Origin of the sequence: Streptococcus pasteurianus (assembly GCF_004843545.1) — a bacterium.
GTDB classification, from domain to species: Bacteria; Bacillota; Bacilli; order Lactobacillales; family Streptococcaceae; genus Streptococcus; species Streptococcus pasteurianus.
The window spans coordinates 1,379,975-1,406,180 of record NZ_CP039457.1; the positions used below are offsets into that span (position 1 = coordinate 1,379,975).

The following is a 26,206-nucleotide window of genomic DNA, read 5'->3' on the forward strand; positions in this document are numbered from 1 at the left end:
AATAGAGAAGCTTAACTGCCTCTCTATTATATCATATCTCTTCCTACCGCAAACCAAGTTCTTTTAACTCTTCTTGATATTTATCAAAATCAATGGCAATTCCTAAGCCGCCATACATATCGTAGTCATCTGTCCAGTCACCTTCGGCTGGAATGGTTGTTTGCTCGATACCTTCTTGACCACTCGTGATAACAGATAAACCTTCTTTCAAAAGAAATGAATAAGAAACGTTCGTTGAGGTCAAAGCATAGATTTTACCAATTGCAGCTGAACCTGTAAAAAGTTTTGTTGGATCTTTAATCTGGTTGATAATGGCAGAAATAACTTGTTGTTGGCGTTGAGTACGTCCATAATCACCGTCATCATCTTTACGGAAACGAGCATAATTGAGCAAAGTCCGACCATCCATTTTTTGTGTTCTAACTTCAATCGTTTGATTTGGAACAGTACCGTCAGCCTGCATATTGAGATCATCAGGAACTTCAACAGACGAAACTGCTTGACCATCAACCGTACCAAATTTGGCGTCTATTTCAACGCCATTTGGAAATAAGGTATCAATGGCTTCTGCAAAGGTTGCAAAGTCAACCATGACATAATATTTGATGTTAATATCAAAATTATCTTTCAACGTCTGTCGCATGAGTTCTGCACCTTGGTTATTATCCTGCTCTCCTATATTAAAAGCAACATTTAATTTTTGGTCATTTGAATAGTCATTGTAGCTAACACCATCAATATTAACTAAGGTATCGCGCATAAAGCTGACTAACTTAATTTTTCCGTCGCTGTTGCCAATATTCATCACCATAATCGTATCGGTTCTGGCATCCGAAGATCCTTGTGTAACCCGCTGGTCACTTCCTAATATGAGAATATTAGTACCGTCATCGCTATCTTCACCATTGAATGTTTCTGTCACAGCCGCCGTGTAATTTGTCTCACCACTTGAAACATCATTAACACCTTTGAAAAACATGTAAATCATCCCTGCCATGACAAGAATCACCAAGAAACCAAGAAGTTTCAACAGATGCTTAATACGAATTTTGCGACGCTTCTTTTTGGGTTTCTTTGCTTTTTTAGGCGTTACAGGTTCAGATTCTTGATAAAATGCCTCATTATAATTCTCATAATTGTCTTGATAAGTTGGAAGAATCTCTGCCTGCTGCTCGCTCGTTCTTCTAAAGGAACGTTTCGACTGCTTTTTTTCTTCTGGGTATTTGGGAAGCCCTTGAGATGTCCAGTTATCGTCATCATAATAATCCACTTGATTATCATAAGCATCGTCATAATAATCATCGTAGTAATTGTCATTATAGGCAGACGACGGCTGAGAGCGTGGTGGCTCGTTGACCTCACCAGCTTGTTTTTTATTGTAAAGATAGTTAAATTCTTGCTTTTCACGCAAACTTAAATACTCAAGATTCTTTAAAAGATACTCATATCTTAACTCTTCATGCCGACTTAAATTATTTCTTGCCATATCTCATACCATATCTTTCCCATTTTCATCAGACTAGAGCCAGCACAAGCGCTTAACAATTCCTAAATATCAAAAATCAGAGGATTTTACAGTTTGTAAACATCATAACGTCCGAGGATTTTATAGTCAATGCCAAGAACGTTCAATTCTTCTAGCGCAAATGACACTAGTGTATCATTTTTATTTTCAACATCAACGATGAAAAAATATTCTCCCAAAGCTGTTTTTAGAGGGCGACTTTCAATTTTAGTCAAATCAATGCCACGCCAAGCAAAAACAGATAATGCTTTATAAAGCGCACCAGGCAAGTTATCTGGCAAGGTCAATGCCAATGAAACTTTTTGATTGAGTTTTGCCCAATCAAACGACCGTTTTTGATGCCCTAGTACCCAAAAGCGCGTGTAGTTTTCATCCATTTCTTGAATATCTTGGGCAATAATTTCCAAACCATATTCTTTTGCGGCAGCTACTGGCGCAATGGCAGCAAAGTTTTCCTCTGGATGTTCAGCAATGAAACGTGCGGCATAAGCCGTACTAGCCGTCATCTCAATTTTTGCTGCTGGATAATGTGCTTTAATGTATTTTTTCCCTTGAGCAATAGCTTGCGGGTGTGAAAAAATCTTTTCAATTTTCTTTGTTTGTGTTGTTGCTAAAAGCTGTTGTTTAATCGGTTGAATGATTTCTGCAATCGCCTCAATTTCAGCTTGATGAAAAAGGTAATCCAACGTTTCATGCACTGAACCCTCGATTGAATTTTCAACAGGGATAATGGCATAATCCACAAAACCTTCTTCATAAGATTTGATAACTTCGGTGATATTTGCAAAAGGCATGCGATTAGCTTCTGGAAATGCCTTAACAGCAACATTATGTGTAAAAGAACCACTTGGTCCTAAATAGCCAACTGTCATCCGATTTCCTCAACAATTTCTTCAGGTGTTTTATCAGCCACTTCAATAATACGATTAGCTGCTGCTTCATACATTTCTTGGCGACCGTCAAATATTTCTTTGAAAGCTTCCTTGCTATTGTTGACAAACAAAGGACGAACATTTTCCGTATCATGCTCAATGCGGTCATAAAGCGTTTCAAAGTCTGATTTTAGGTAAATCGTTTCTGGATTTCTTGCTAAAATCTCTCTGTTAATCGGATTGATGACAACGCCGCCACCAGTTGAAATGACTTGGTCAGAATCAGCCAATTCCGCAAGCACTTGTGACTCAATTTCACGGAATTTAGCTTCACCCTCTTTAGCGAAAAAGTCTGCGATTGACATGCCGATATGCTCTGTAATCAAAGCATCCATATCAATGTAATTTTCATCTAACAATGATGAAATCGTTGATTTCCCAGACCCCATAAAACCAATAATAATTCTAGCCACGTGAGAGTACCTCCAAATCATTAAAGAAGCTTGGGTAGCTTGTATTAATCGCTTCTGCTCGTTCTAGTTCAACGTCTCCGTCGGACACCAAAAGCGCAGCAACAGCAGTCATCATACCGATACGGTGGTCACCGAAAGTACTGACTTTAGAGCCATGGAGAGGTGTTTTTCCTTTGACAATCATACCGTCATCTGTTGGCGTAATGTCAGCACCCATTGCATTAAGAGCATCCACAACCACCTGAATACGGTCTGTTTCCTTCACTTTCAACTCTTCTGCATCACGAATAATCGTTGTACCATTAGCTTGTGTGGCAAGAAGAGCGATAATTGGTAATTCATCAATCAAACGCGGAATGATTTCGCCACCAATTTCAACGCCGTGAAGTTCAGATGTTTCAACGGTAATCGTTGCTGATTTAGCAATCTCATCAACGTTTAAAATGGTCATTTTGCCCCCCATTTCCTTGATAACATCAATGATACCAGTACGTGTTTCATTGATACCGACATTTTCAAGGGTTACTTTAGCATTTGGAACAATGAGCCCTGCGACTAACCAGAAAGCCGCTGATGAAATATCACCTGGGACAACCACATCTTGACCAGTAAATTCTTGACCACCTTTGATGCGAATTTCTTTGCCATTAACGTCAATTGCGCCACCAAACTGAACAATCATATCCTCTGTGTGATTGCGTGTTTTTTCTTTTTCAATGATGACAGACTCACCGTCAGCTTGCAAAGCTGCAAAAATAAGTGCTGACTTCACTTGAGCAGACGCCATAGGAAGTTGATAATGAATCGGTTTAAGTGCTTTGCTACCACGCATCGTAAGCGGTGGCAAATCACGGTCTGTTTGCCCTGACACTTCAACTCCCATTTGACGAAGCGGAATGGTCACGCGGTCCATTGGGCGTTTTGACAAACTGTCATCACCAAACATTTCAACCGTAAAATCTTGCCCTGCTAACACGCCAGAAATCAAGCGGATTGATGTTCCTGAATTTCCCATATCTAGTTTATTTTTTGGAGCCTTAAGCCCGTCAAAGCCAACACCTGTAATGGTTACGATGTTACCGTCGTCTTGGATATCAACCCCTAAATCACGAAATACTTGCATTGTTGACAGCACATCTTCACCACGCAAAATATCATGAACAGTTGTTGTTCCCTTGGCAAGACTGCCGAACATAATTGAACGGTGACTGATTGACTTATCTCCAGGAACTCGCAAAGTTCCTTTTAATTGTGACACATTTGTCAGTAATTTCATACAACTCTCCCATGGTATAGTTTTAATTCTATTGTACCATAAAATAACTGAAAATTTGAACAGTTCTCTAAAATTACTCTTAACAAAAGCTTGCAAATTCATTATGAAACTATCTCAAAACAAAGACATTTCGCCCCCCAACCTCTTTCTCACTTTAGCTCGAAGCATTAAAATTTCTCAAAAAAACAACTGAAAGAAAAGGTTTCAGCTGTTTAATCATTTTATTTTTTACTGTTATCGTCATCCATTGAAAGTACTGACAAGAAGGCTTCTTGTGGCACTTCAACAGAACCGATAGCTTTCATACGTTTTTTACCTGCTTTTTGTTTTTCAAGCAATTTACGTTTACGAGAAACGTCACCACCGTAACACTTGGCAAGCACATTTTTACGAAGAGCTTTAATATCTGAGCGTGCAACGATTTTTTGACCGATAGCTGCTTGAATTGGCACTTCGAATTGTTGACGTGGAATGATTTTCTTGAGTTTTTCAACGATTAATTTACCACGTTCATAAGCAAATTCGTTGTGAACAATGAAGCTGAGCGCATCAACTTTATCACCGTTAAGGAGAATATCCATTTTAACCAATTTTGATTTACGGTATTCTGAAATTTCGTAATCAAAACTTGCATAACCACGTGTTGATGATTTCAATTTATCAAAGAAATCAAAGACAATTTCAGCCAGCGGAATCTGGTAAATGACATTGACACGATTTTCATCAATGTAATCCATTGTCACGAAGTCGCCACGTTTGCGTTGGGCAAGTTCCATGACTGCTCCGACAAATTCTTGCGGAACCATGATTTGTGCTTTCACATATGGTTCTTCTATACTTGCAACCTTAGTTGGGTCTGGGAATTCAGACGGATTTGACACCTCAAGCATTTCGCCATCAGTCGTGTTAACATGGTAAACAACGGATGGTGCTGTCATAATCAAATCAATGTTGAATTCACGTTCCAAACGTTCTTGGATAACGTCCATGTGAAGCAAACCAAGGAAACCACAACGGAAACCAAAGCCAAGAGCTTGTGATGTTTCAGGCTCGAATTGGAGACTAGCATCGTTCAATTGTAATTTTTCAAGTGCTTCACGGAGGTCATTGTATTTATTTGATTCAATTGGGTAAAGACCAGCAAATACCATTGGGTTCATTTGTTTGTAACCATGAAGCGGTGCTTCTGCTGGATTTTCAGCAAGAGTTACTGTATCACCCACACGGGTATCAGCAACTGTCTTGATTGATGCTGCGATATAACCAACATCACCAGTTGCTAAGAAATCACGTCCAACAGCTTTCGGCGTGAAGATACCAACTTCTGTAACATCAAACGTTTTACCATTTGACATCAATTGAATCTTATCACCAGGTTTTACCATACCATTAACGATACGAACTTGCAGAATAACCCCGCGGTAAGCATCATAAACAGAGTCAAAGATAAGTGCTTGAAGCGGTGCTTCAACATCTCCTGCTGGCGCTGGCACGTACTCAACAATTTGTTCAAGGATTTCTTCAATCCCGATACCTGCTTTTGCTGAAGCAAGCACAGCCTCTGAAGCATCAAGACCAATCACATCTTCGATTTCTTGACGCACACGCTCTGGGTCTGCTGCTGGCAAATCAATTTTATTGATAACTGGCAGAATTTCCAAATCATTATCAAGGGCTAGGTAAACATTGGCAAGCGTTTGAGCTTCGATACCTTGTGCCGCATCAACAACCAAAATTGCCCCCTCACAAGCCGCCAAAGAACGTGACACTTCATATGAAAAGTCAACGTGTCCTGGGGTGTCAATCAAGTGGAAAATGTAGGTTTCACCGTCTTTAGCCGTGTAGTTCAACTCAATCGCATTAAGCTTAATCGTGATACCACGCTCACGCTCCAAATCCATGCTATCCAAGAGTTGAGCTTGCATTTCACGACTAGAAACCGTCTCAGTTTTTTCCAAAATACGGTCAGCCAAAGTTGACTTCCCGTGGTCAATGTGTGCAATGATAGAGAAATTACGAATCTTCTCTTGTCGTTTTTTTAATTCTTGAATATCCATCTTACAATCCTATACAATTAATCATTATTTCTATTATAACAGATAAACAGAAACGTTGCTATAAAAAGTTTTAGAAGTCATTTCAAGAAAAAAGCATCATAAGATGGTAAAATAAACAGCACAGCTATAAAACTACACGGTCTACCTCTAATTAGGAGGAATGAGTTTTGGAACCATTCGAAACAACACAGCTCTAAAACTTGAGCTTCTTAACGTTAGATGATAAATTGGTTTTGGAACCATTCGAAACAACACAGCTCTAAAACCGTTGCGCATGCTTATTCAACATATGGCTTGTTTTGGAACCATTCGAAACAACACAGCTCTAAAACAATATAGATAGAAAGATAGTAATCGTGCATGTTTTGGAACCATTCGAAACAACACAGCTCTAAAACAATCGTAGTAATTTTCATACACTCCGATTTGTTTTGGAACCATTCGAAACAACACAGCTCTAAAACGTGTACGTTTTCCCGAGCCCCATGTCGTGAGTTTTGGAACCATTCGAAACAACACAGCTCTAAAACTTATCTGTAAGGTCTTGCTTCAAATATTCGGTTTTGGAACCATTCGAAACAACACAGCTCTAAAACGTTGTATTAGCAGAACTTGTCGGAACGTCAGTTTTGGAACCATTCGAAACAACACAGCTCTAAAACTTAACTGGTTGTATTCTTGAAATGTTCCAGGGTTTTGGAACCATTCGAAACAACACAGCTCTAAAACAAGTAATAGGGTTTCCCAACAAGCCAACCGGTTTTGGAACCATTCGAAACAACACAGCTCTAAAACACCACATTACATGAAAGTCGTAATAATATTGTTTTGGAACCATTCGAAACAACACAGCTCTAAAACCAATAAATTTAGCAATACCTACCACGTTAAGTTTTGGAACCATTCGAAACAACACAGCTCTAAAACTTGTAATTCTGAATAATCATAGGTTTCAATGTTTTGGAACCATTCGAAACAACACAGCTCTAAAACTCAACTAGTGAGAAGTCAACCAAAGCTCCGGTTTTGGAACCATTCGAAACAACACAGCTCTAAAACAATTGTTCTTGAACGTCCGTCATCTTGCTAGTTTTGGAACCATTCGAAACAACACAGCTCTAAAACCTCGTGGACCATTTTTCTCACGAAATTTCGTAATCGCGCCATTTGTCTCAGCTAGACTTCAGCTTCGAAATAATTCCTTTTATTTATTCTCCAAACCAGAGGGCGATTTCGCGTTCAACTGATTCTGGTGAGTCTGAACCGTGAACGATGTTAAATGTTGCGCCACTTTCGTCTGGTGCTTGAGCATAGTCTCCGCGGATTGTCCCTGGGAGAGCTTCTTTAGGATTTGTCGCTCCCATCATTGTACGCCATGAAGTGATGACTTCGTTTCCAGACATAACGCCAGTAATTACTGGACCACTTGTCATAAAATCAACGATTAGCGGGAAAAATGGGCGGTCAACCAAATCAGCATAATGTTTTTCTAATAATTCTGGGGTTGCCATGCGCATCTCCAATTTTTCAATTGTAAAACCACGTCGTTCAATACGGTGAAGCACCTCACCAACAAGCCCGCGTCTCACACCATCTGGTTTAATCATAAAGAAAGTTTTTTCCATGTAAACAATCCAACCTATCTAAATAAATTCAGTTTTTATTTTACCATAAAAGAAAACTTTTGAAAAATGTTGAAAGGCGTTTTCACTAAAATTTAGTACGTTTCTGAGAATACTATTTCTGCTCAATCCTAAATACCAGACGTTTTGGAACCATTCGAAACAGCACAGCTCTAAAACAAGGAGCTGAACTATACGCCAGAAATGTTTGTTTTGGAACCATTCGAAACAGCACAGCTCTAAAACGTTTTAGTTAAAGGTATGTATTTGTGGACAGTTTTGGAACCATTCGAAACAGCACAGCTCTAAAACTTATCGTCGAATTTCTCTTCGAGCCGTGAGGTTTTGGAACCATTCGAAACAGCACAGCTCTAAAACGCGCCATTACAAAATTCGGCGACATTGCAGGTTTTGGAACCATTCGAAACAGCACAGCTCTAAAACTGTCCAGAAGCTTTTAAATTTGATTTTCAAGTTTTGGAACCATTCGAAACAGCACAGCTCTAAAACATAAATTAGTCATTTTAATATCCCTCTGCCGTTTTGGAACCATTCGAAACAGCACAGCTCTAAAACAGTGCGTTCGTAATCTCGCCACCAGTCAACGTTTTGGAACCATTCGAAACAGCACAGCTCTAAAACTCAATGACAGTCATGTTTTCGTTTACGATAGTTTTGGAACCATTCGAAACAGCACAGCTCTAAAACTAGAAAGGGGGTGAGAATATGACAGAACAAGTTTTGGAACCATTCGAAACAGCACAGCTCTAAAACGCAATTCCAGCTGGCACTTATCCGGTTGTGGTTTTGGAACCATTCGAAGCAGCACAGCTCTAAAACAGACCGCTAAATAAGCTAGCGTTAACGCCTGTTTTGGAACCATTCGAAACAGCACAGCTCTAAAACAGGTCTTTATTGTGCAGTGGCACAATTGTTGTTTTGGAACCATTCGAAACAGCACAGCTCTAAAACCCTCGTTTTCAAGAACCCACTTTAAAGCTTGTTTTGGAACCATTCGAAACAGCACAGCTCTAAAACAGTTCGACAACTACAAGCGACGATGGTGGTGTTTTGGAACCATTCGAAACAGCACAGCTCTAAAACAACATAGTAAGTTGGTTCACTTATTCCGTCGTTTTGGAACCATTCGAAACAGCACAGCTCTAAAACTTGTTCCGTGCATACCATGTTTTTTCTCAAGTTTTGGAACCATTCGAAACAGCACAGCTCTAAAACCCTTCTGGACGTCTTTCTGTTCTGCTTTCGGTTTTGGAACCATTCGAAACAGCACAGCTCTAAAACTCGTCCAACGGTTTTATTATTTTTTCTTTTGTTTTGGAACCATTCGAAACAGCACAGCTCTAAAACGCACTAGAATCAATCATCAAACTGTATGGGGTTTTGGAACCATTCGAAACAGCACAGCTCTAAAACTGCTTTTTTTATTTTGTAGAAAGTTTTATTGTTTTGGAACCATTCGAAACAGCACAGCTCTAAAACATCAATCTTGTTATAGCCTGCGTTTGAAATGTTTTGGAACCATTCGAAACAGCACAGCTCTAAAACCAGGCTTGGTGTCATGCTCGTTGGAACATTCGTTTTGGAACCATTCGAAACAGCACAGCTCTAAAACAAAGCTCTGGATTTTCGTAGATATTGCCCAGTTTTGGAACCATTCGAAACAGCACAGCTCTAAAACCACGTTGCAATGCTTATTGAATCAGAAACAGTTTTGGAACCATTCGAAACAGCACAGCTCTAAAACCATGGATTGGGTCATACTGTGCTTGTTAAAGTTTTGGAACCATTCGAAACAGCACAGCTCTAAAACTTTCTCACCGTCAATATTAATGACTGAACCGTTTTGGAACCATTCGAAACAGCACAGCTCTAAAACTACATATCTTTAACAAGTATACTATGACCAGTTTTGGAACCATTCGAAACAGCACAGCTCTAAAACTTGGCATAGTTCATATGAAAAATCATATCTGTTTTGGAACCATTCGAAACAGCACAGCTCTAAAACCTCGTGGACCATTTTTCTCACAAAATTTCGTAATCGCGCCATTCGTCTCAGCTAGACTTCAGCCTCGAATAGTTCATTATTTTTAACTATATTATACCTAAAAAACCTTGATTTTACAACGTTTATAGCAATTTAAAGCTTTAATTTTTTCTCTAAAACTTGTGCCAAACATTCTGAATAATTAACATATTCTCGATCAGCGAATCTGACTAACCATTCTGGAACCGTAACATTTTTTCGAATGGCTTTGGTACTTTTTAAATATGGGGAAGGGGCTGCTTGAATTAAAGTAATAAAACCAACTTCAACTGATAATTCACTCATATCAACAACTTTTGGAAGCTCTAACCCTTCATCTAAATAAGCAGCCAATGAGCTTTCTAACATTTCTCGAGCATTTTTCATCGCTTCTTCGACGTCATCACCTTCGGTACCACCACTATATCCTGGAAATTCTACCCAAAAACTTCCATCATCTTCTTTGTGAAAAATTGCTGGATATGATTTTAACAGAAAAAACTCTTTTATAGCCCTATGTCTTTTAACATTTTCTTTTTCAAACCTGCTCCTAACACCTTGTTTCCATGAATTGGAATCGTAAAAAATACAGTACTCTATTCTTTTTGAACTGATGATAACTCCCCTTTACACGAACTTCTTTCCAACCTTTTAACACAACAAGTTTTGCTAACTCTCTGCTTGTTAACGACACTCTCTCCAATCCCTTGTTATATAAACATTATGCGCATTTATCAAATTATAAGAAAAGGCACCTACTTTTTTAGTAGATGCCTTATTATTCACATTTAATTTATATTTTCTGCTATCAAAAAATAATCACTATCCAACACATATTGCGGAAAATCATAAAGTATTCGCGGCTCTAGAAAAAGTACTTTTTGATTTGAAAGCTTGATATACTCTATTAGTTTTTCCATTTCATTTTTGGTTAAATAAGCCCCACTATTAACAAAAATTAACAATTTCTTCTTACTAAGATAATTATAAACTTGAAGAATTTCAAAGCATTTTTCGAAAATAGTATCACTCTGTGTTTCAAATTTCACACCAAGAGCTTTAATAAGTTCTAAAATGGTAATTTTATCATATTCCAAGTCCAACTCATTTTCCAAACACTCATACGAGAGCAACTCTGTAATGGTGTTTGCCAACTGCTCAATCATTGATTTCACTTCTGGTTTGTCATTTAATTGACTCTCCAAATCAGCATGAATGAGTTTTAGCATTGACTGTGAATTAATATCAAATCCGAAAATATCTGTCACCAAAAGTAATTCTGAGACTTTTAAAGACCGTAATTTCTCATCAAACAACTTCAAGTCGCATTCTTCAGAGTAAGAATAGAATTCCCTAACAAGATTTGAAAATACAGTAACATCTTCAACCGTTAAAATAGTTGCATCAAGAATTTCAATTGGTTCGTCAAGTATGGGAAAATTAATCTTCATCGCTATAATCCTCTCCAAGAAATACAAGACGTCTATCAGAATTGGCGACGCTGGTATTTCTCTCACCATTCAAATAAATCATACGAGCAAACTGTTTTTCAGTCACTGTCAAAAGTGTGATGCTTCCTTTTTTAGGATTATTGGCTTGCAACCTATCAATCATGGCTTTATTGGCAGAATTATTTAATAACAATTTGCTATAAACCGAAAATTGGTGCATGATAAAGCCTTCACTCAATAAAAACTTTCGAAATTTACGATAGGCTTTTCGTTCTTCTGCTGTTTCGATTGGCATATCAAACATTAAAATCATTCGCATATATCGATAACTCATATCCTAAATTCAGGAACCCCTTTCCCACCATGATTTAGAGCTTTAACCACTTTCTTTGTATAATCACTAACGATATTGTTTAGGAACATTTCTTTATGGTTATAAGAATAGGTTTCATCAAACATCGTAAACAATTCGCGTTTAATTTTAACAAAAGAAGCGTTACGATTTTCATACACAATTCTATCAACAATTGGACGAAATGGCTCCATGATATCACTAGCCAGATTAAACTGGTTGAATTGGTTAGCATGTTTTAAGCCAAATTGCGTCATACAACCACAAACAACTAATTCACGCGCAAACATGCTCAACAACAAAGTATATCCATAGTCTAATCCAGCATTAATGTCATTATCCTGTTCACGCGAGAAATCATTTCCAAACAAGGTATTAAAATAAATTCTTGCAGAATGTCCCTCACGATTACTGGGATCAAAAGACTCTAAGCCGCGATATAACTCCATAATAGATTGAGATTTTTCAAAGAAAGAACACTCACCAAGATATATGCTTTGATTTAATATTTTCTGGGCAATAATTGTTGTCCAAACATCACATTTGACATCATCGTCCCAAGCAATTTGATTTGTCAGCTGTAAACTAGAATCGTGGCGTCCATAGTAAGGCGTCAGCATTGCAGTTGGCAAACGTTTTTCATCACAAAAAATAATTAAAATATTTCTCTCGACTAAGCGTTCAATCAACATCGTCGTCAACACAATATTCGTCGTTTCAAGCAACAGAATATCAATCTCTTCCAGATGAATCATTTCAGTATGATAAGCATCTTTAAAAATCAAATGATTATTCTTATACGACAATTTAGAATGCTCATTAACAATAACCGTACGCCATCCCATTACTCTTCTCCTATTTTACTCAAATCAATACGTGTTTCATAAAGACCAGTGATAGATTGGTGGATAAGGGTGGCATTAAGACATTCTTTAGTCGAAGTATAGCGTTTACGTGGAATTTTTTCACCAAGGAAATTGAAATCAGCTGGCGCACCTAATGCAGTCAATGTTAATAAATTAATAAATGAATTTGAAATTTCCTCAATTGAGAAGTTATCCATACTATCTGCAACTGCTCTAATTTTACTTAAATTTTTTTCAACATCAACATATAAGTTAGCAAAATCTTCCACACAAGATAAAACTTTTTCAAATTCTTTCTTATGCGCACTAACATAATCTAAATATTTAGTGCTATTAAAACTATTGATTCGCTGAGCATGATAAAGCAATTTTACTAAGTATCCTGGAATCACCATTTCATTTCCTTTTTGAAGTTCGGAAGCGCTAGCTAATAAACGTCTTTTTCCACCTTCAAATTCAAAAAGACTGTATTTTGGAAGTTTTATTAATTTATCTTCTCGAATATTGTGATATCCTTTATTTTCTAAGAATTCAACTGGATTTTCTTCAAAGAAAGAACGTTCCATGATAGAAATACCAACTAGCTCTTTTACAGTTTTCAATTTCTTAGCTTTACCTTTTTCGACGTCAGCTACAACAAAAACAGAATAAGCTACTGTTGGACTATCAAAACCACCATATTTTTTAGTATCCCAATAAGCTTTTTTTGTCTTTCGTGGAATTAATTTATCAGAGTCACCTTTAGGTAAAATTGATTCTTTTGAGAATCCTCCCGTCTGAGTCTCAACCTTTTTAACAATATTGACTTGTGGGTAGGAAAGAACTTTACATATCGTCCTGAAATTGCTCTTCTTATCCCAAGCGATGTCTTCAGTATCCTTACTATACTCAACAACTGGCCGAACTATTACTTTACCATTTGAATATCTTATAACACGTTTAAAGAAGTTCATCAAATTTGAATAGAAGAAATATTTCGCTGTTGCTTTATCGCTTGAATTAGTGATAAATTTACGAATATCATATTTCTTGTACTCACCATAAACAAATTCAGAAGCTAATTTAGGATATTTTTTCAATAATGCTGTTCCAACAACTGCATTAAGATAAGCATCATGAGCATGATGATAATCATTGATCTCGCGAACTTTGTAAAATTCAAAATCTTTTCGGAATTGTGAAACCAGATTTGATTTTAAAGTAATGACTTTCACATCACGAATCACCTTGTCATTTTCATCACTTTCTGTATTGAAACGAGCATCTAAAATTTGTGCCACATGTTTTGTGATTTGACGTGTTTCAACCAATTGACGTTTAATAAAGCCAGCCTTATCTGCTTCAGTCAATCCACCACGTTCGGCTTTCGTTAAATTATCAAATTTACGTTTAGAGATTAGTCCTGATTTATACAATCGAACCCATTCTGCCTTTCTAGCACGAACAATATCAAGACTTGGTACATCATCTGATTTACCTCGATTTTTAGCAGAACTTGTTAGTACTCGATTATCAATAGAGTCATCCTTAATAAAGGCTTGAGGAATAATGTGGTCAATATCATAATCGCTTAGATGGTCAATATCCAACTCATCACCAGTGTACATATCTTTACCATTTTGAATGTAGTAAAGGAAGAGTTGATCATTTTGAAGATGACTATTTTCAACCTTATCTTCAATATATGATGGTTTTTCCTCATTAAGAATATTACTTCCTAACTCTTTTAATGAGTTCTGAAGTTTTTTCAAACGTTGTTGGGATTGGCTTCTTCCTCTATTAGTTGTTTGATTTTCACGCGCCATTTCAATAACAATATTATCAGGATTATCTCCCATCACTTTAACTAGCTCATCAACGATTTTGACACTTTGTAGAATACCTTTTTTAATAGCAGGACTTCCAGGTAAATCATGAACAACAGCTTCAATATCATCGACATCACCAACAACTTGCGATTTTTGGATGATTTGTTTAAATGGTAATGTATCATCGTTAATTAACTGCATAAAGTTACGATTAGCAGAACCATCATCAATCAGATAATCAAGAATGGTCTTATTATTTTCTTTATTACGAATACCGTTAATTAATTTATATGACAAACGTCCCCAACCAGTATAATGACGTCGTTCAAGTTTTTTCAATTGATCAGCTGTAAAAATATCACTATATTTTTGAAGACGTTCATGAATCATATCTTTATCTTCAAACAAAGTTAACGTTTTAATAATATCTTCAATGACTTCTTCATTTACTTTATCATCCAAGAAAGCTTTATCCAAAATCTTTTTCAAATCATGGTAAGTTCCAAGACTAGCATTGAAAGATTTATTTTCTTTATCAAGTCCAATTAAATCTTTAATACGATATTCAGGAAATTCTTTATTAAGGTAATTTAAAAGTTTTTCCTTGGTAACTTTGCGATTTTCTTTAAAAACATGGTCAAAGATTTCTTGTTTCATATTTGAATCAAAGAAAGAATCTTTTCCTTGCTCATTGACATACTTAATTTTGGTTAATTCATTATAAACCGCATATGTTTCATATACATGACTGTGTTTTGGTAGAACTTTCTCCTCTGGTAAATACAAATCATTTAAAGTCATGCGTGTAATAAATTTTTCAGCTGACTTTTCTTTATCAATTACCTTATCGAAATTCCACGGTGTAATCTTCTCATCTGAATGATATTCTGCCCATGAAAATCGGCTATCTTTTCGTGCTAACGGACCGACATAGTAAGGGATTCTAAAAGTCAAGATTTTTTCAATTCTATCTTGGTTCTCTTTTAGAAATGGGTAATAATCACCTTGACGGCGCAAAATTGCATGCATTTCTTGTAAATGAATTTGGTGCGGAATCGAACCATTATCAAATGTTCTTTGTTTTCTTAAGAAATCTTCACGTTCAATTTTATCTAGGAAATAATCACTTCCAGCAATTTTAGAGAGAGTATTTTTTAAATATTTATAGAATTCATCTTGTTTAACACCATTTTCAATATAGCCCGCATAACCATTTTTGTTTTTATCTTTAAAAATATCGTGATACAACTCAGATTTATTTGCCTTAATGAATTCTTTTAGTTTTTCTAAATCTTCCTGGTGTTCAACATAACGTTTAATCATCGAAGCTGATAAAGGAGCTTTAGTTGAATTATCATCGACAATTAAGATACCTGAAAGTAAGATTGCATCATAAAGATTTTTAGCTGAAGTAAATAAATCTGCATAATCGTCTCCAATTTTCCCAAGTAACTCTCCTAAATCTTCTTCATAGGAATCTTTAGAAAATTGCAACTTAGCATCTTCAGATAATTTGAAATTCATTTTAAAATTAGGCTGTAATCCTAAAGCCAAAGCAATAAGATTTCCAAATAAAGTATTTTTCTTTTCTGTTGGGTAGTATTTAATAAGATTCTCTAAACGACGTGATTTGCTAATTTTTTCTGTCAAAATACTTGCAGCGTCAACCGTAATTTCTGATAAGTGACTATCATCAAATGTTCTATCATACACTCCTACGAAATCAGCAAATATTTTTTGAACATCTGTATTTTCAGCGTTCAATTCACCCTCAATTAAGAAATGTCCACGGAATTTAATCATATGAGCTAAAGCAAGATAAACCAAGCGTAAATCTGCTTTTTCAGATGAATCTGCAAGATGTTTTCGCAAATGATAGATTGTAGGAAACTCTTGATGATACTTAACCACATCTGCTTTGTTCCCAAAAATTGGATAACGCCCCAATTTTTTATTATCATCATCCCATCTCAAGAAAGATTCATCCAAACGTTGAAAGAAACTTTCATCAACTTTAGTCATTTCTTCCGCAAAAATTTCTTGTAGGTAACGCAAACGATTTTTACGACGCGTATAACGACGTCGAGCTGTACGTTTCAAACGAGTCGCTTCAGCTGTTTCGCCACTGTCAAATAACAATGCACCTAGTAAATTTTTCTTTATGTACTTTTTATCAGTATTTCCTAAAACTTTCATCTTTTTAGCTGGAACTTTGTAATCATCAGTAATCACAGCCCAGCCTACACTGTTCGTACCAATATCGAGCCCGATTGAGTAATTTTTCTTAGTCATAATTTTCCTCCTCTTATAATAAAGTTTAAATTTACGAAAAATACTATAAAATCAACGCTTTAATTAAATCAATAAAACTTTTCAGTAGTTTCAATAACTCCGTTAAAATCACCAATTTTTCTTTATCAAATTTAAACTTCCCCAAAAAAGCAACTCCTTAAAAACATAATATTTTTATATTTAAATTATAGCATATATTTTTAATTTTGATATTGCAAAAATTAATATAATTACTAACTAAAATTTGTTAGAATATAGAGTGGTTATGTTTTTAGTTTTAGAGTTGTGCGTTTTATAGCTTTAACAATTTCTATATAATATCACTTGTAAATAATAAGTAATTATTATATAATATGTTTGTTGGAACTATTCGAAACAACACAGCAAGTTAAAATAAGGCTTTGTCCGTACACATTTTGGCACCCGATTCGGGTGCGTTTTTTTGTGCCCTTACAGATAATTTCAACAAAACTAAGTAATTTTATTTTACTCTTTAAAATATGAAAAAACAAGCGTTTTCAAGGCGCTTGTTTTTCTGTTTTTATATTTCATTTAGCTCACCAACCAACCCCAGAAAAATGGGAGGGCAAAGGCAATTAAGCCACAAATCACAAAGAGGGCTTCCAACCATTTTTGAGGGATAGTCGTTGATTTAATCCAAAGAAGAATGGCAAACAGCCACGAAACTGCAAATAATAGCCAATAATACCATGCAAGGGACATCTTAATCGTTCCTTTCTACCTTAATGGTTTTCGGATGTTTCTGTTGGTCGTGCAGACGTTTAGCCAATTGACGGCGAGCAATGACAAGCAAGCCAATCATACTAACTTCGTAAGTGACAAAGAAAATGATAAAACAATGCAAGAAAAATTCCTCTGGTAAAACCCAGATAATTGGGTCTGTGGCTGGGTTGAACAGCCATGTTGAATCACCAGGGAAAAGCACTTCATGAAATAGCGTAAAAAATTGGTCAAAGCCAATCAGCAATCCTGCTACTGCAATTAGCACAGGCAAAATAGCTGCCAAAGTAAACGCTCTTCGATGTAGAAAAAGTGATTTTTCAGCTCTGCTAATTTTCCAAAAACGCCAAGACGGATACAGCAGCACCACAAAAACAGCTTGCGCTAAGTGAAATAAATGCTTAACGTCACGAAAATGCTTGAGCCCGTCTGTTGATGACGGGAAATCTGGCATAGAAAGGGTGTTCGAAAGTGGATTGGTCAGATAGGTCATCAGAATATTAAAGTTTTTCAAGAGGTCGTCTTTGGTAATCGTGACCTGAAGGGTTAGTTTGAGCCAATCAACTTCCAAAGGGTAAATCAGCCAAGCACCATAAATAGCTACCAAGACAGCTAGAGCAAGGAGCCAGAGCCAAGTACTAAACGTCCAAAGTTTATTTTTCATCAAAATTCCATTCATCTAAGCTAGCAAGGACATGGTCAGGTTTCACTGGAAGGGTAGGCACTTCTTCTGGTTTGGTGAAACCAGTCGTCACAAGCAAAGTAGCAATATCATTTTGAATTCCTGCCATAATATCTGTTAAATAATTATCACCAACCATGATAGCTTCTTCACGTTTAACTCCCAGAACATCCAAAGCTTTATTCATGATAATCGCATTTGGTTTGCCAATAAAGACTGGCTGCACACGTGTTGCAGTCTCCAAGAGTTTATTAATCGAACCAGCCCCTGGCATTAACCCACGCTCCGTTGGGATATTCAAATCAGGATTCGTTCCAATAAAGACTGCTCCTTTTTGAATGGCAAGCGTTGCAATGGCAAGCATTTCATAAGTTAGTTGCGTATCTAGTCCGACAACCACATATGCTGGATTTTCAGTATCTTCAACATAGCCAGCCTCAGCAATAGCTGTTTTCAAACCCGTTTCACCAATCACATAAACTGTTTTTCCACGATTCATGTCATTCATGTAATCAATCGTCGCCATTGTTGCTGTATAAATCGTTTCAAGCGGTGTATGCACATTGAATTGTGTCGCAAGCATTTCTTGAACTTTTTCTGGTGTGCGTGTCGTATTATTCGTCACCAAAACATAAGGAATATTGCGTTCTTGCAGACGTTGAATAAAACGTTCCCCAGCAGGAATACGATTTTTCCCTTTGTAAATTGTTCCATCTAAATCAATCAAATAGCCTTTATAAGTCATTCTTTCCTCCATTTTTACAACACCAAAAAGACTTTCTAGCTAAAAATTCTCTGACTATCCTTAGTCAATTAGTGTTTTCCAATTCTCATCGTGATAAGCAGTAAAGCACATCGCAATCTGCTCTTTCGTTGTCTTAGATTCAGCAAGATCAGGCAGGTTGTCACACGCAAAATACCCACTTGCTATCGTTTCTAAATTTTTTGTAAACTGCCCACCTTTGGCATGGCATAATGAAAAAATCTTACAAATCTTGTGAGCAGAAACTGGTTGATTGTGTTTTTCACGGTCTTGAATAGCAATCACGCGCTCCAATTGCACATCAAGTCCAGCTTCTTCTTTCACCTCTTTAAGCGTGTTTTCCGCCACAGATTGGTCAACATCACACCAACCACCTGGCAGCGCCCACTTTCCATTAGCTTCTTGCACTAGTAAAATCTTGTCATCTTGAAAAATAGCTGCGCGTGTATCAATTTTTGGTGTTTGATAGCCCGTTTCGTTAGCAAACAAATCAGCTACTTTCTGAGCTGGTAACTGCGATAATTCAGCCATCATTGCAACTGAAATCTCTCGAATTTCCTCAAAACGTTCAATATCATACTTATCGCGACCATAAGCTAGCCCTGCTTGTGCTAAGGATTGCAAGCGAACAAGCCAATCAACCCATTTCTTATCATCAACAGTCATTATTTTTCCTTCCACTCGATGCGAGCTTGTGCATGAACAACACCTTGGGTAACAATTTCATGTTTTGTTATCAAACCATCTGTTTCAACACGTGATTTAATATCATGCCCATAATGGACTTCTTTCACGTATTTGAGATTAATGCAGTGCGGAATGTGTTCCTCTAAAAACGCCACGTCCAACACATCATACATCCATTCAAGGTATTTGCTATTGTTAACATGACCATTCAAATCAAGGTCAAAAAAGCGAACGTGATAGGTTGTTTCTTCTGGAATTTCCAAGCTTTCGTAACGAGGACCACGATCGATTTTTTTAATCTTTTCAACGTCATAAACGTCAACAATTTCATCAATAACAGGGTGAACCTTTCTGCTATCATAATCCATGAGGACAAAAGTCGAATGAATCGTCATGATTTTATCACCAGATTCACCATAAACATTGAAATCACGGTAACAAAAGAGCTTATTATAAGCCGTAGGTACCGTTTCAATCACGATATTTTCAGTATATTTTGGCAAACGCTCGATTTCAATCGCATACTCTGTGATAATCCAAACAAGATTGTACGTTTGATAAATATAATCATCACTCATCCCCAGACTAAGTGACTGTTTCCCTGAAACTTGCAACACTAACGATAAAAGTTGCGGCAATTTCATGTTGTGATTAATGTCACTTTCGTAAAAAGGTACTTGATAATTTTCTTGATAACTTAATCCCATGTCATTACTCCAATATAAATCTCTCTGCTACCGTGTCTCCTAAAAAGAGACCTTTTTTAGTCATTCGAACCACCTCATCATCTGGCACCAAAAGCCCATGCTGACAAAGTTCTGTCACGATCTGACCATAACGTTCTTCAAAAGACACGCCAAACTTTTCTTCAAATTTTGCAATGGAAACGCCAGATTTCTTACGCAAGCCCAAGAAAAGTTCTTCTTCCATCATTTCGTCCTTAGTCAAGACCTCCTCTGACAACCTAGCATTTCCTTCAGAAACAGCCTTTAAATAATGTTGAATCGGCCCACGGTTACGATAACGAACACCGTTTAAATACCCAGACGCCCCAGCACCGACACCATAATATTCTGCATTATCCCAGTACATCAAATTATGACGACTTTCAAAACCTGGCTTGGTAAAATTAGAAATTTCATAATGCTCAAAGCCATTAGCTTCCAATTCAGCAATAATGTACTCAAACATTTCCGCCTCAAGGTCTTCTTGGGGCAAATTCAATTTTCCACGACGCATTTTATTCATGAAAACCGTGTGATGTTCTAAAATCAAACTATACAAACTCAAATGAGGAATATCCAGCGCTATCGCCTTAGCAACATTTTCCTTAACATCTTCCATTGTCTGACCAGGAAGCGCATAAATTAAATCAATCGAAATATTGTCAAAGCCTGCTGTTTTCAAATGGTCAATCGTCGAATAAATTTGCGATTCATTGTGGCTACGCCCAATTCTCTTTAATTGCTTATCATTAAAAGTCTGAACACCAAGCGACACACGATTAACAGCAGATTTTTTCAACACTTCAATCTTGTCATCCGTCAAATCCCCAGGATTTGCTTCAATGGTAAATTCTTCTAATACGCTCAAATCTAAATGCTTTGTCAAATCCGTCAGCAAATAATCCAATTGCTGCGCGGTAATTGAGGTTGGCGTTCCACCTCCGATATATAAGGTCCGCAATTGTTCAATATCATAACTCTCAAATTCACGAATAAGAGCCTGCAAATAATCGTCAACAGGCTGATTTTTGATAAATACTTTTGAAAAATCACAATAATAACAAATCTGCGTACAAAATGGTATATGAACATAAGCTGATGTTGGTTTTGTTAACATGACGCTATTATAACATTTTTACGAAGGATAACCAATGACTTTATTACGAAAGAAAAGGAGCAGGCAAAACGCATTTCCCATACTCCTCTTTTTATGAAAATGATTTTAGTCAATACCGATTTCTTTACGAACAACGTCAGCAATGGTATCCACGTAATAGCTTACTTCTTCATCCGTTGGTGCTTCTGCCATGACACGAAGAAGCGGTTCAGTACCACTTGGACGCACTAAAATACGACCATTGCCATTCATTTCAGCTTCCATTTTGCTGATAATATCAGCGATAGCTGGTACTTCCATGGCTTTGCTCTTCATGCTATTTTCAACACGAATATTCACTAATTTTTGTGGGTAAATAGTAACTTCGGAAGCTAATTCAGAAAGTGATTTGCCAGTTTCTTTCATCACTTTTGCCAATTGAATAGCCGTTAACTGACCATCACCTGTTGTGTTATAGTCCATGATGATAACATGACCTGATTGTTCACCACCAAGGTTGTAACCAGATTTACGCATTTCTTCAACAACGTAACGGTCACCAACTGCTGTAATCGCTTTGTTAATCCCTTCACGGTCAAGCGCCTTGTGGAAACCAAGGTTTGACATAACCGTTGTAACGATAGTGTTGTGAGCTAATTGTCCACGTTCTGATAAATATTTGCCGATAATGTACATGACTTTATCACCGTCAACAATGTCGCCATTTTCATCAACAGCAATCAAACGGTCGCTATCACCGTCGAATGCCAAACCAACTGCTGCGCCAGATTCTTTAACCAATTCTTGCAATTGTTCTGGATGAGTTGACCCAACGCCATCATTGATGTTAAGACCGTCTGGCTTTTCACCGATAACAGTAATATCAGCATCCAAATCCAAGAAAACATCACGCGCTGATACAGAAGCAGCTCCGTTAGCGGTATCAAGGGCAACTTTCATCCCTTCCAAGCTAACACCTGTTGAAACAAGAAATTTTTCGTATTTACGAAGTCCTTCTGGATAGTCAACTAATGTTCCTAAACCTTCAGCTGAAGGACGTGGAAGCGTATCTTCTGGAGCGTCAAGTAATGCTTCGATTTCGTCTTCTTGGTCATCAGCCAATTTAAAACCATCGCCACCGAAGAATTTAATCCCATTATCCAATGCAGGATTGTGACTAGCTGAAATCATGACACCGGCGCTCGCTTTTTCTGTACGAACTAGGTAAGATACCCCTGGAGTTGCTAAAACACCAAGTTTGTAAACTTCAATCCCAACAGAAAGAAGCCCAGCAACCAAGGCAGATTCTAACAATTCTCCTGAAATACGTGTGTCACGTGCCACAAATACTTTTGGACGTCCTGTTTCATGCTGACTAAGAACATAGCCACCAAAACGTCCCAATTTAAACGCCAATTCAGGTGTCAATTCGACATTTGCTTCTCCACGAACACCATCTGTACCAAAATATTTTCCCATTATTCTACTAGCGAAAAATCGCTTCCTCCATTACTAAATTCATTTCCTAAGATAATCTAAAATAATAGTTGCATTATAAAAACCACATTTTCATCTTAAATTATCATTAATTCATTAATATATAGTCTTTGCTATTATCTATTATTTTTTCGTTACTGTCAACTGAACAGTCACAACAGAAGGGTCAACAGTCACATTATTTGCTGATAAATTCACGCTGACACTTGTGTCTTTTGTAACATTAGCAATATCAACATTAGCAACAACTTCATCCACCGCATCCAAAGCATCCTGACTACCAGAAATCGTTACTTGGCTTTGGCTTAATTTGTATGAAATGTCAGAGATTTTATCACTCATCTCTCCTGTTGTTTTCACAGTTACTGGAACTGTTTTTGTCAATTTTTTCACGGTCACTTCTAATTTGGCTTTCGAAGGGTTAATAGCACTAGCTAAGATTGTGCCGTCTGCTGCCACAGCCTGCAAGGCTACGCGTCCACTGTAATTACTGTCCAACACTTCTGTTTCTGGCAATTTAGCAACCACATGGTCAATTTGGTCAATAATTGATTCCGAACTCGTGACTTCAACTTCAGAAATATTTGTTGAAACTTTTTTCAACTCATAGCCAGTAGCCAATTGACTGGAATCTACTTCACCTTGAACTTCAAATGTCTTTGTTTTCTTTTTACCGATTGTTACTGAAATACTACTTGGTGAGGTTGTCGCCGTAACTCCTGATGGCAAATCCGTCACTTGCAAAGGAACCGTCTGTGTCCCCTCACCCAAGTTTGTCAAATCAGCTACTACCTTAAAACTTCTTGTATCATTATTAATCTCAGAATCCAGTTTGACACGATTAATCGATGTCAGATAAACCTCTGTTTCATAAGAATAACCACTAATAAAATACTTATCAGTATCATATTTAATATCAATGGGAACATTCTCCAAAGTATGGGTATAAGTTTCTGTTGCCCCCGATACTTGCGAGCCTGTCCGTGTGTAATTACTTGATGTGGCTGTTAAAAATAAGAGAATGGAAAAGACAATAGATACAATAACCAACCAAAATTGACTATTGAAAAATTTCTTCATTGTTTCTTCCTCCAAATCTTATGATACCAGTGTTCTTCTTCCTCTACTTCTGTGATTAATTGTGTTCGAAGAATAGCTTCAAAGTTTTCTTTGGTCAAATCGTGTAAGAATTCACCTTTTGACGTAATTGAAATACCACCTGTTTCTTCTGAAACAACAATCGTTAAGGCATCAGAATTCTCTGACAGACCAATCGCTGCGCGGTGACGTGTCCCAAATTCTTTTGAAATCGCCATTGATTCTGACAAAGGAAGATAAGAACAAGCCGTCGCAATTTTATTGCCTCTGATAATGACAGCACCGTCATGCAAAGGCGTATTTGGAATGAAAATATTAATCAATAACTGACTTGAAATATCCGCGTCCAAAGGAATCCCTGTTGAAATATATTCCTGCAAAGTTTGCGTGCGTTCAATTGAGATTAAAGCCCCAATCTTACGCGGACTCATGTAAGCCACCGATTTCACCAGTGCTTCAACCAACTTTTCCTCGTCACTCACTTGCTGTGTTTGTAGGAAAACTTGTGTTGAACGGCCAAATTTCTCAAGACCAGAACGAATTTCAGGAGCAAAGATAACCACACCCGCAATAACACCATAAGTGATGACTTGATTCATCAAGTAAGTAATCGTCGTAAAGCCAATCCATTCAGCTACAAACTTTAGTAAAATGAAGAACACGACCCCTTGAATCAAGGACATGATTTTCGTACCCGCAAGGGCTTTGATTAAACGATAAATAAAATACGCAACAATTAAAATATCCAAAATGTGAACGACAATTGTCCATGGGTTTTCAACTAAAGTTGCCCAAAATTTAGCATCAATAGCCGTAAAATTACTCATACATGCATCTCTTTTCTCTAACTAATTAAAACTACCTTTCTATTATACCACGTTTAAAACAGATTTTCTTTATTAGAATATATCTTTTTGTGGTACAATATTTCTATGAAAGTAAACACACTTATGGGAATCACGGCTGGGAAGTCAGCTCACTTTGTCCTTTCAAAAATGGGACGTGGCTCAACCTTGCCTGGAAAAATCGCCCTCAAATTCGACAAAGATATTTTAGACACTATCGCTAAAGATTATGAAATCGTTGTGGTAACAGGAACAAACGGTAAAACTTTGACCACTGCTCTTACAGTTGGGATTTTACGTGAAGCTTTTGGTGAAATCGTCACAAATCCAAGCGGTGCCAATATGATTACTGGGATTACTTCAACTTTCTTGACAGCCAAAAAAGCCAAATCTGGTAAAAAAATTGCCGTGCTTGAAATCGACGAAGCTAGTCTGCCAAAAATCACAGAATACATCACACCAAGTCTCTTTGTATTCACCAATATTTTCCGTGACCAAATGGACCGTTACGGTGAAATTTACACCACTTACCAAATGATTTTAGACGGTGCTGCCAAAGCTCCAACAGCAACAATCTTAGCCAACGGAGACAGCCCACTTTTCAATTCTACAAACGTGGTAAATCCTGTTAAATATTATGGCTTTGACACTGAAAAACACACTCCAGAACTCGCACACTATAATACCGAAGGAATTTTGTGTCCACAATGTCAGCAAATTCTAAAATACAAATTGAACACCTATGCAAACCTTGGTGATTATGTCTGTGACAATTGTGGTTTCCACCGTCCAAAACTCGATTATGCCTTGACAGAATTGACGAAAATCACCAATACAACTTCTGAATTTGTCATTGACGGTCAAGATTACAAAATCAACGTCGGTGGTCTCTATAACATTTATAACGCTCTTGCTGCGGTGTCTGTTGCTGAATTTTTCGGAGTTGCTCCTGAAAAAATTAAAGCTGGTTTTGATAAGAGTCGCGCCGTCTTTGGACGCCAAGAAACCTTTAAAATCGGTGATAAATCTTGTACTTTGGTTCTCATTAAAAACCCAGTTGGCGCTAGTCAAGCACTTGATATGATTAAATTAGCCCCTTATCCATTTACACTTTCTGTCCTACTCAATGCCAATTACGCTGACGGAATTGATACCAGTTGGATTTGGGATGCTAACTTCGAGGCTGTTTTAGATATGGATATTCCTCAAGCATTTGCAGGCGGTGTTCGTCATTCTGAAATTGCTCGTCGTTTGCGTGTGACAGGCTACGATGAAAACAACATCACCGAAGCCGAAAGTCTCGAGGATATTATGGCATTAATTGAATCACAAACAACTGAGCACGCCTATATCCTTGCAACTTATACCGCCATGTTACAATTCCGAGAAATTCTAGCTAGTCGCCATGCCGTTGGAAAGGAGATGAATTAA

General features: G+C 37.2%; 21 protein-coding genes, 1 pseudogene and 2 CRISPR repeat arrays. Of the genes and pseudogenes, 1 reads left to right on the plus strand and 21 read right to left on the minus strand.

What is annotated here, in order from left to right:
• Nucleotides 1-43 precede the first annotated feature (43 nt).
• The 21 genes and pseudogenes from E8M05_RS07230 to cdaA form a co-directional block, all read right to left on the minus strand.
• Nucleotides 44-1,486 carry an LCP family protein gene (locus E8M05_RS07230; RefSeq protein WP_003065523.1) on the minus strand — a complete coding sequence of 481 codons (1,443 nt, stop codon included), beginning with the start codon at nucleotides 1,484-1,486 and terminating at the stop codon, nucleotides 44-46.
• A gap of 86 nt (nucleotides 1,487-1,572) precedes the next feature.
• Entirely contained in the window at nucleotides 1,573-2,397 is an 825-nt protein-coding gene (gene pheA / locus E8M05_RS07235; RefSeq protein ID WP_003065525.1) for a prephenate dehydratase, read from the minus strand.
• Nucleotides 2,394-2,870: a shikimate kinase gene (locus E8M05_RS07240; RefSeq protein WP_003065526.1), complete on the minus strand. Its 477-nt coding sequence runs from the start codon at nucleotides 2,868-2,870 to the stop codon at nucleotides 2,394-2,396. Before E8M05_RS07240 ends, pheA begins: the two co-directional genes overlap by 4 nt.
• Nucleotides 2,863-4,146 (minus strand): 3-phosphoshikimate 1-carboxyvinyltransferase, encoded by a 1,284-nt coding sequence (aroA, locus tag E8M05_RS07245; protein WP_041973120.1) that lies wholly within the window; start codon nucleotides 4,144-4,146, stop codon nucleotides 2,863-2,865. Before aroA ends, E8M05_RS07240 begins: the two co-directional genes overlap by 8 nt.
• A gap of 221 nt (nucleotides 4,147-4,367) precedes the next feature.
• Nucleotides 4,368-6,203 (minus strand): translation elongation factor 4, encoded by a 1,836-nt coding sequence (lepA, locus tag E8M05_RS07250; protein ID WP_003065532.1) that lies wholly within the window; start codon nucleotides 6,201-6,203, stop codon nucleotides 4,368-4,370.
• A gap of 164 nt (nucleotides 6,204-6,367) precedes the next feature.
• Nucleotides 6,368-7,329: a CRISPR direct-repeat array (repeat unit 36 nt).
• Nucleotides 7,330-7,411: 82 nt separating this feature from the next.
• The gene (ndk, locus tag E8M05_RS07255) at nucleotides 7,412-7,828 is read right to left on the minus strand and encodes a nucleoside-diphosphate kinase (RefSeq protein ID WP_003065538.1); all 417 of its coding nucleotides are present in this window, start codon (nucleotides 7,826-7,828) and stop codon (nucleotides 7,412-7,414) included.
• Nucleotides 7,829-7,969: 141 nt separating this feature from the next.
• Nucleotides 7,970-9,854: direct repeats of the CRISPR family, unit length 36 nt; unit sequence GTTTTGGAACCATTCGAAACAGCACAGCTCTAAAAC.
• A gap of 132 nt (nucleotides 9,855-9,986) precedes the next feature.
• Complete coding sequence (locus tag E8M05_RS07260; protein ID WP_041973114.1) at nucleotides 9,987-10,367, minus strand: type II toxin-antitoxin system HicB family antitoxin; 381 nt, start codon at nucleotides 10,365-10,367, stop codon at nucleotides 9,987-9,989.
• Nucleotides 10,368-10,378: 11 nt separating this feature from the next.
• Nucleotides 10,379-10,566, minus strand: a pseudogene (locus E8M05_RS11540) (type II toxin-antitoxin system HicA family toxin).
• A 94-nt stretch (nucleotides 10,567-10,660) separates the two neighbouring features.
• On the minus strand, nucleotides 10,661-11,323 hold the full coding sequence (gene csn2, locus E8M05_RS07270) for a type II-A CRISPR-associated protein Csn2 (protein ID WP_003065546.1): 663 nt from the start codon (nucleotides 11,321-11,323) through the stop codon (nucleotides 10,661-10,663).
• A complete protein-coding gene (gene cas2 / locus E8M05_RS07275; protein ID WP_003065548.1) occupies nucleotides 11,313-11,657 on the minus strand; it encodes a CRISPR-associated endonuclease Cas2 in 345 nt (114 codons plus the stop codon). Before cas2 ends, csn2 begins: the two co-directional genes overlap by 11 nt.
• Entirely contained in the window at nucleotides 11,654-12,520 is an 867-nt protein-coding gene (cas1, locus tag E8M05_RS07280; protein WP_003065550.1) for a type II CRISPR-associated endonuclease Cas1, read from the minus strand. Before cas1 ends, cas2 begins: the two co-directional genes overlap by 4 nt.
• On the minus strand, nucleotides 12,520-16,641 hold the full coding sequence (gene cas9, locus E8M05_RS07285) for a type II CRISPR RNA-guided endonuclease Cas9 (RefSeq protein ID WP_136596455.1): 4,122 nt from the start codon (nucleotides 16,639-16,641) through the stop codon (nucleotides 12,520-12,522). Before cas9 ends, cas1 begins: the two co-directional genes overlap by 1 nt.
• Before the next feature lie 552 nt (nucleotides 16,642-17,193).
• Complete coding sequence (locus E8M05_RS07290; RefSeq protein WP_003065554.1) at nucleotides 17,194-17,364, minus strand: hypothetical protein; 171 nt, start codon at nucleotides 17,362-17,364, stop codon at nucleotides 17,194-17,196.
• A 1-nt stretch (nucleotide 17,365) separates the two neighbouring features.
• Nucleotides 17,366-18,046 carry a TIGR01906 family membrane protein gene (locus E8M05_RS07295; RefSeq protein WP_043881189.1) on the minus strand — a complete coding sequence of 227 codons (681 nt, stop codon included), beginning with the start codon at nucleotides 18,044-18,046 and terminating at the stop codon, nucleotides 17,366-17,368.
• Nucleotides 18,036-18,809, minus strand: a complete 774-nt coding sequence (locus E8M05_RS07300; protein ID WP_013852052.1) for a TIGR01457 family HAD-type hydrolase — start codon at nucleotides 18,807-18,809, stop codon at nucleotides 18,036-18,038. Before E8M05_RS07300 ends, E8M05_RS07295 begins: the two co-directional genes overlap by 11 nt.
• 60 nt (nucleotides 18,810-18,869) lie before the next feature.
• Nucleotides 18,870-19,493: an NUDIX hydrolase N-terminal domain-containing protein gene (locus tag E8M05_RS07305; protein ID WP_013852053.1), complete on the minus strand. Its 624-nt coding sequence runs from the start codon at nucleotides 19,491-19,493 to the stop codon at nucleotides 18,870-18,872.
• Nucleotides 19,493-20,221 (minus strand): acyl-ACP thioesterase domain-containing protein, encoded by a 729-nt coding sequence (locus tag E8M05_RS07310; protein ID WP_003065563.1) that lies wholly within the window; start codon nucleotides 20,219-20,221, stop codon nucleotides 19,493-19,495. Before E8M05_RS07310 ends, E8M05_RS07305 begins: the two co-directional genes overlap by 1 nt.
• Nucleotides 20,222-20,225: 4 nt before the next feature.
• Nucleotides 20,226-21,356 carry a radical SAM family heme chaperone HemW gene (gene hemW / locus E8M05_RS07315; RefSeq protein WP_003065565.1) on the minus strand — a complete coding sequence of 377 codons (1,131 nt, stop codon included), beginning with the start codon at nucleotides 21,354-21,356 and terminating at the stop codon, nucleotides 20,226-20,228.
• Nucleotides 21,357-21,461: 105 nt separating this feature from the next.
• Nucleotides 21,462-22,814, minus strand: coding sequence for a phosphoglucosamine mutase (gene glmM / locus E8M05_RS07320; RefSeq protein WP_003065567.1), 1,353 nt, complete (start codon nucleotides 22,812-22,814; stop codon nucleotides 21,462-21,464).
• 141 nt (nucleotides 22,815-22,955) lie between these two features.
• A complete protein-coding gene (locus E8M05_RS07325) occupies nucleotides 22,956-23,912 on the minus strand; it encodes a CdaR family protein (RefSeq protein WP_003065568.1) in 957 nt (318 codons plus the stop codon).
• A complete protein-coding gene (gene cdaA, locus E8M05_RS07330; protein WP_003065571.1) occupies nucleotides 23,909-24,757 on the minus strand; it encodes a diadenylate cyclase CdaA in 849 nt (282 codons plus the stop codon). Before cdaA ends, E8M05_RS07325 begins: the two co-directional genes overlap by 4 nt.
• Nucleotides 24,758-24,862: 105 nt before the next feature.
• On the opposite strand from cdaA, the gene murT reads away from it, so the two are divergent.
• The gene (murT, locus tag E8M05_RS07335) at nucleotides 24,863-26,206 is read left to right on the plus strand and encodes a lipid II isoglutaminyl synthase subunit MurT (RefSeq protein ID WP_003065573.1); all 1,344 of its coding nucleotides are present in this window, start codon (nucleotides 24,863-24,865) and stop codon (nucleotides 26,204-26,206) included.

Bases quoted from the DNA above. Each gene is read 5' to 3' on its own strand.
- E8M05_RS07230 (WP_003065523.1), bottom strand. From the start codon at position 1,486: ATGGCAAGAAATAATTTAAGTCGGCATGAAGAGTTAAGATATGAGTAT.
- pheA (WP_003065525.1), bottom strand. From the start codon at position 2,397: ATGACAGTTGGCTATTTAGGACCAAGTGGTTCTTTTACACATAATGTT.
- aroA (WP_041973120.1), bottom strand. From the start codon at position 4,146: ATGAAATTACTGACAAATGTGTCACAATTAAAAGGAACTTTGCGAGTT.
- lepA (WP_003065532.1), bottom strand. From the start codon at position 6,203: ATGGATATTCAAGAATTAAAAAAACGACAAGAGAAGATTCGTAATTTC.
- ndk (WP_003065538.1), bottom strand. From the start codon at position 7,828: ATGGAAAAAACTTTCTTTATGATTAAACCAGATGGTGTGAGACGCGGG.
- csn2 (WP_003065546.1), bottom strand. From the start codon at position 11,323: ATGAAGATTAATTTTCCCATACTTGACGAACCAATTGAAATTCTTGAT.
- cas2 (WP_003065548.1), bottom strand. From the start codon at position 11,657: ATGAGTTATCGATATATGCGAATGATTTTAATGTTTGATATGCCAATC.
- cas1 (WP_003065550.1), bottom strand. From the start codon at position 12,520: ATGGGATGGCGTACGGTTATTGTTAATGAGCATTCTAAATTGTCGTAT.
- cas9 (WP_136596455.1), bottom strand. From the start codon at position 16,641: ATGACTAAGAAAAATTACTCAATCGGGCTCGATATTGGTACGAACAGT.
- E8M05_RS07290 (WP_003065554.1), bottom strand. From the start codon at position 17,364: ATGTCCCTTGCATGGTATTATTGGCTATTATTTGCAGTTTCGTGGCTG.
- E8M05_RS07295 (WP_043881189.1), bottom strand. From the start codon at position 18,046: ATGAAAAATAAACTTTGGACGTTTAGTACTTGGCTCTGGCTCCTTGCT.
- E8M05_RS07300 (WP_013852052.1), bottom strand. From the start codon at position 18,809: ATGACTTATAAAGGCTATTTGATTGATTTAGATGGAACAATTTACAAA.
- E8M05_RS07305 (WP_013852053.1), bottom strand. From the start codon at position 19,493: ATGACTGTTGATGATAAGAAATGGGTTGATTGGCTTGTTCGCTTGCAA.
- E8M05_RS07310 (WP_003065563.1), bottom strand. From the start codon at position 20,221: ATGGGATTAAGTTATCAAGAAAATTATCAAGTACCTTTTTACGAAAGT.
- hemW (WP_003065565.1), bottom strand. From the start codon at position 21,356: ATGTTAACAAAACCAACATCAGCTTATGTTCATATACCATTTTGTACG.
- glmM (WP_003065567.1), bottom strand. From the start codon at position 22,814: ATGGGAAAATATTTTGGTACAGATGGTGTTCGTGGAGAAGCAAATGTC.
- E8M05_RS07325 (WP_003065568.1), bottom strand. From the start codon at position 23,912: ATGAAGAAATTTTTCAATAGTCAATTTTGGTTGGTTATTGTATCTATT.
- cdaA (WP_003065571.1), bottom strand. From the start codon at position 24,757: ATGAGTAATTTTACGGCTATTGATGCTAAATTTTGGGCAACTTTAGTT.
- murT (WP_003065573.1), top strand. From the start codon at position 24,863: ATGAAAGTAAACACACTTATGGGAATCACGGCTGGGAAGTCAGCTCAC.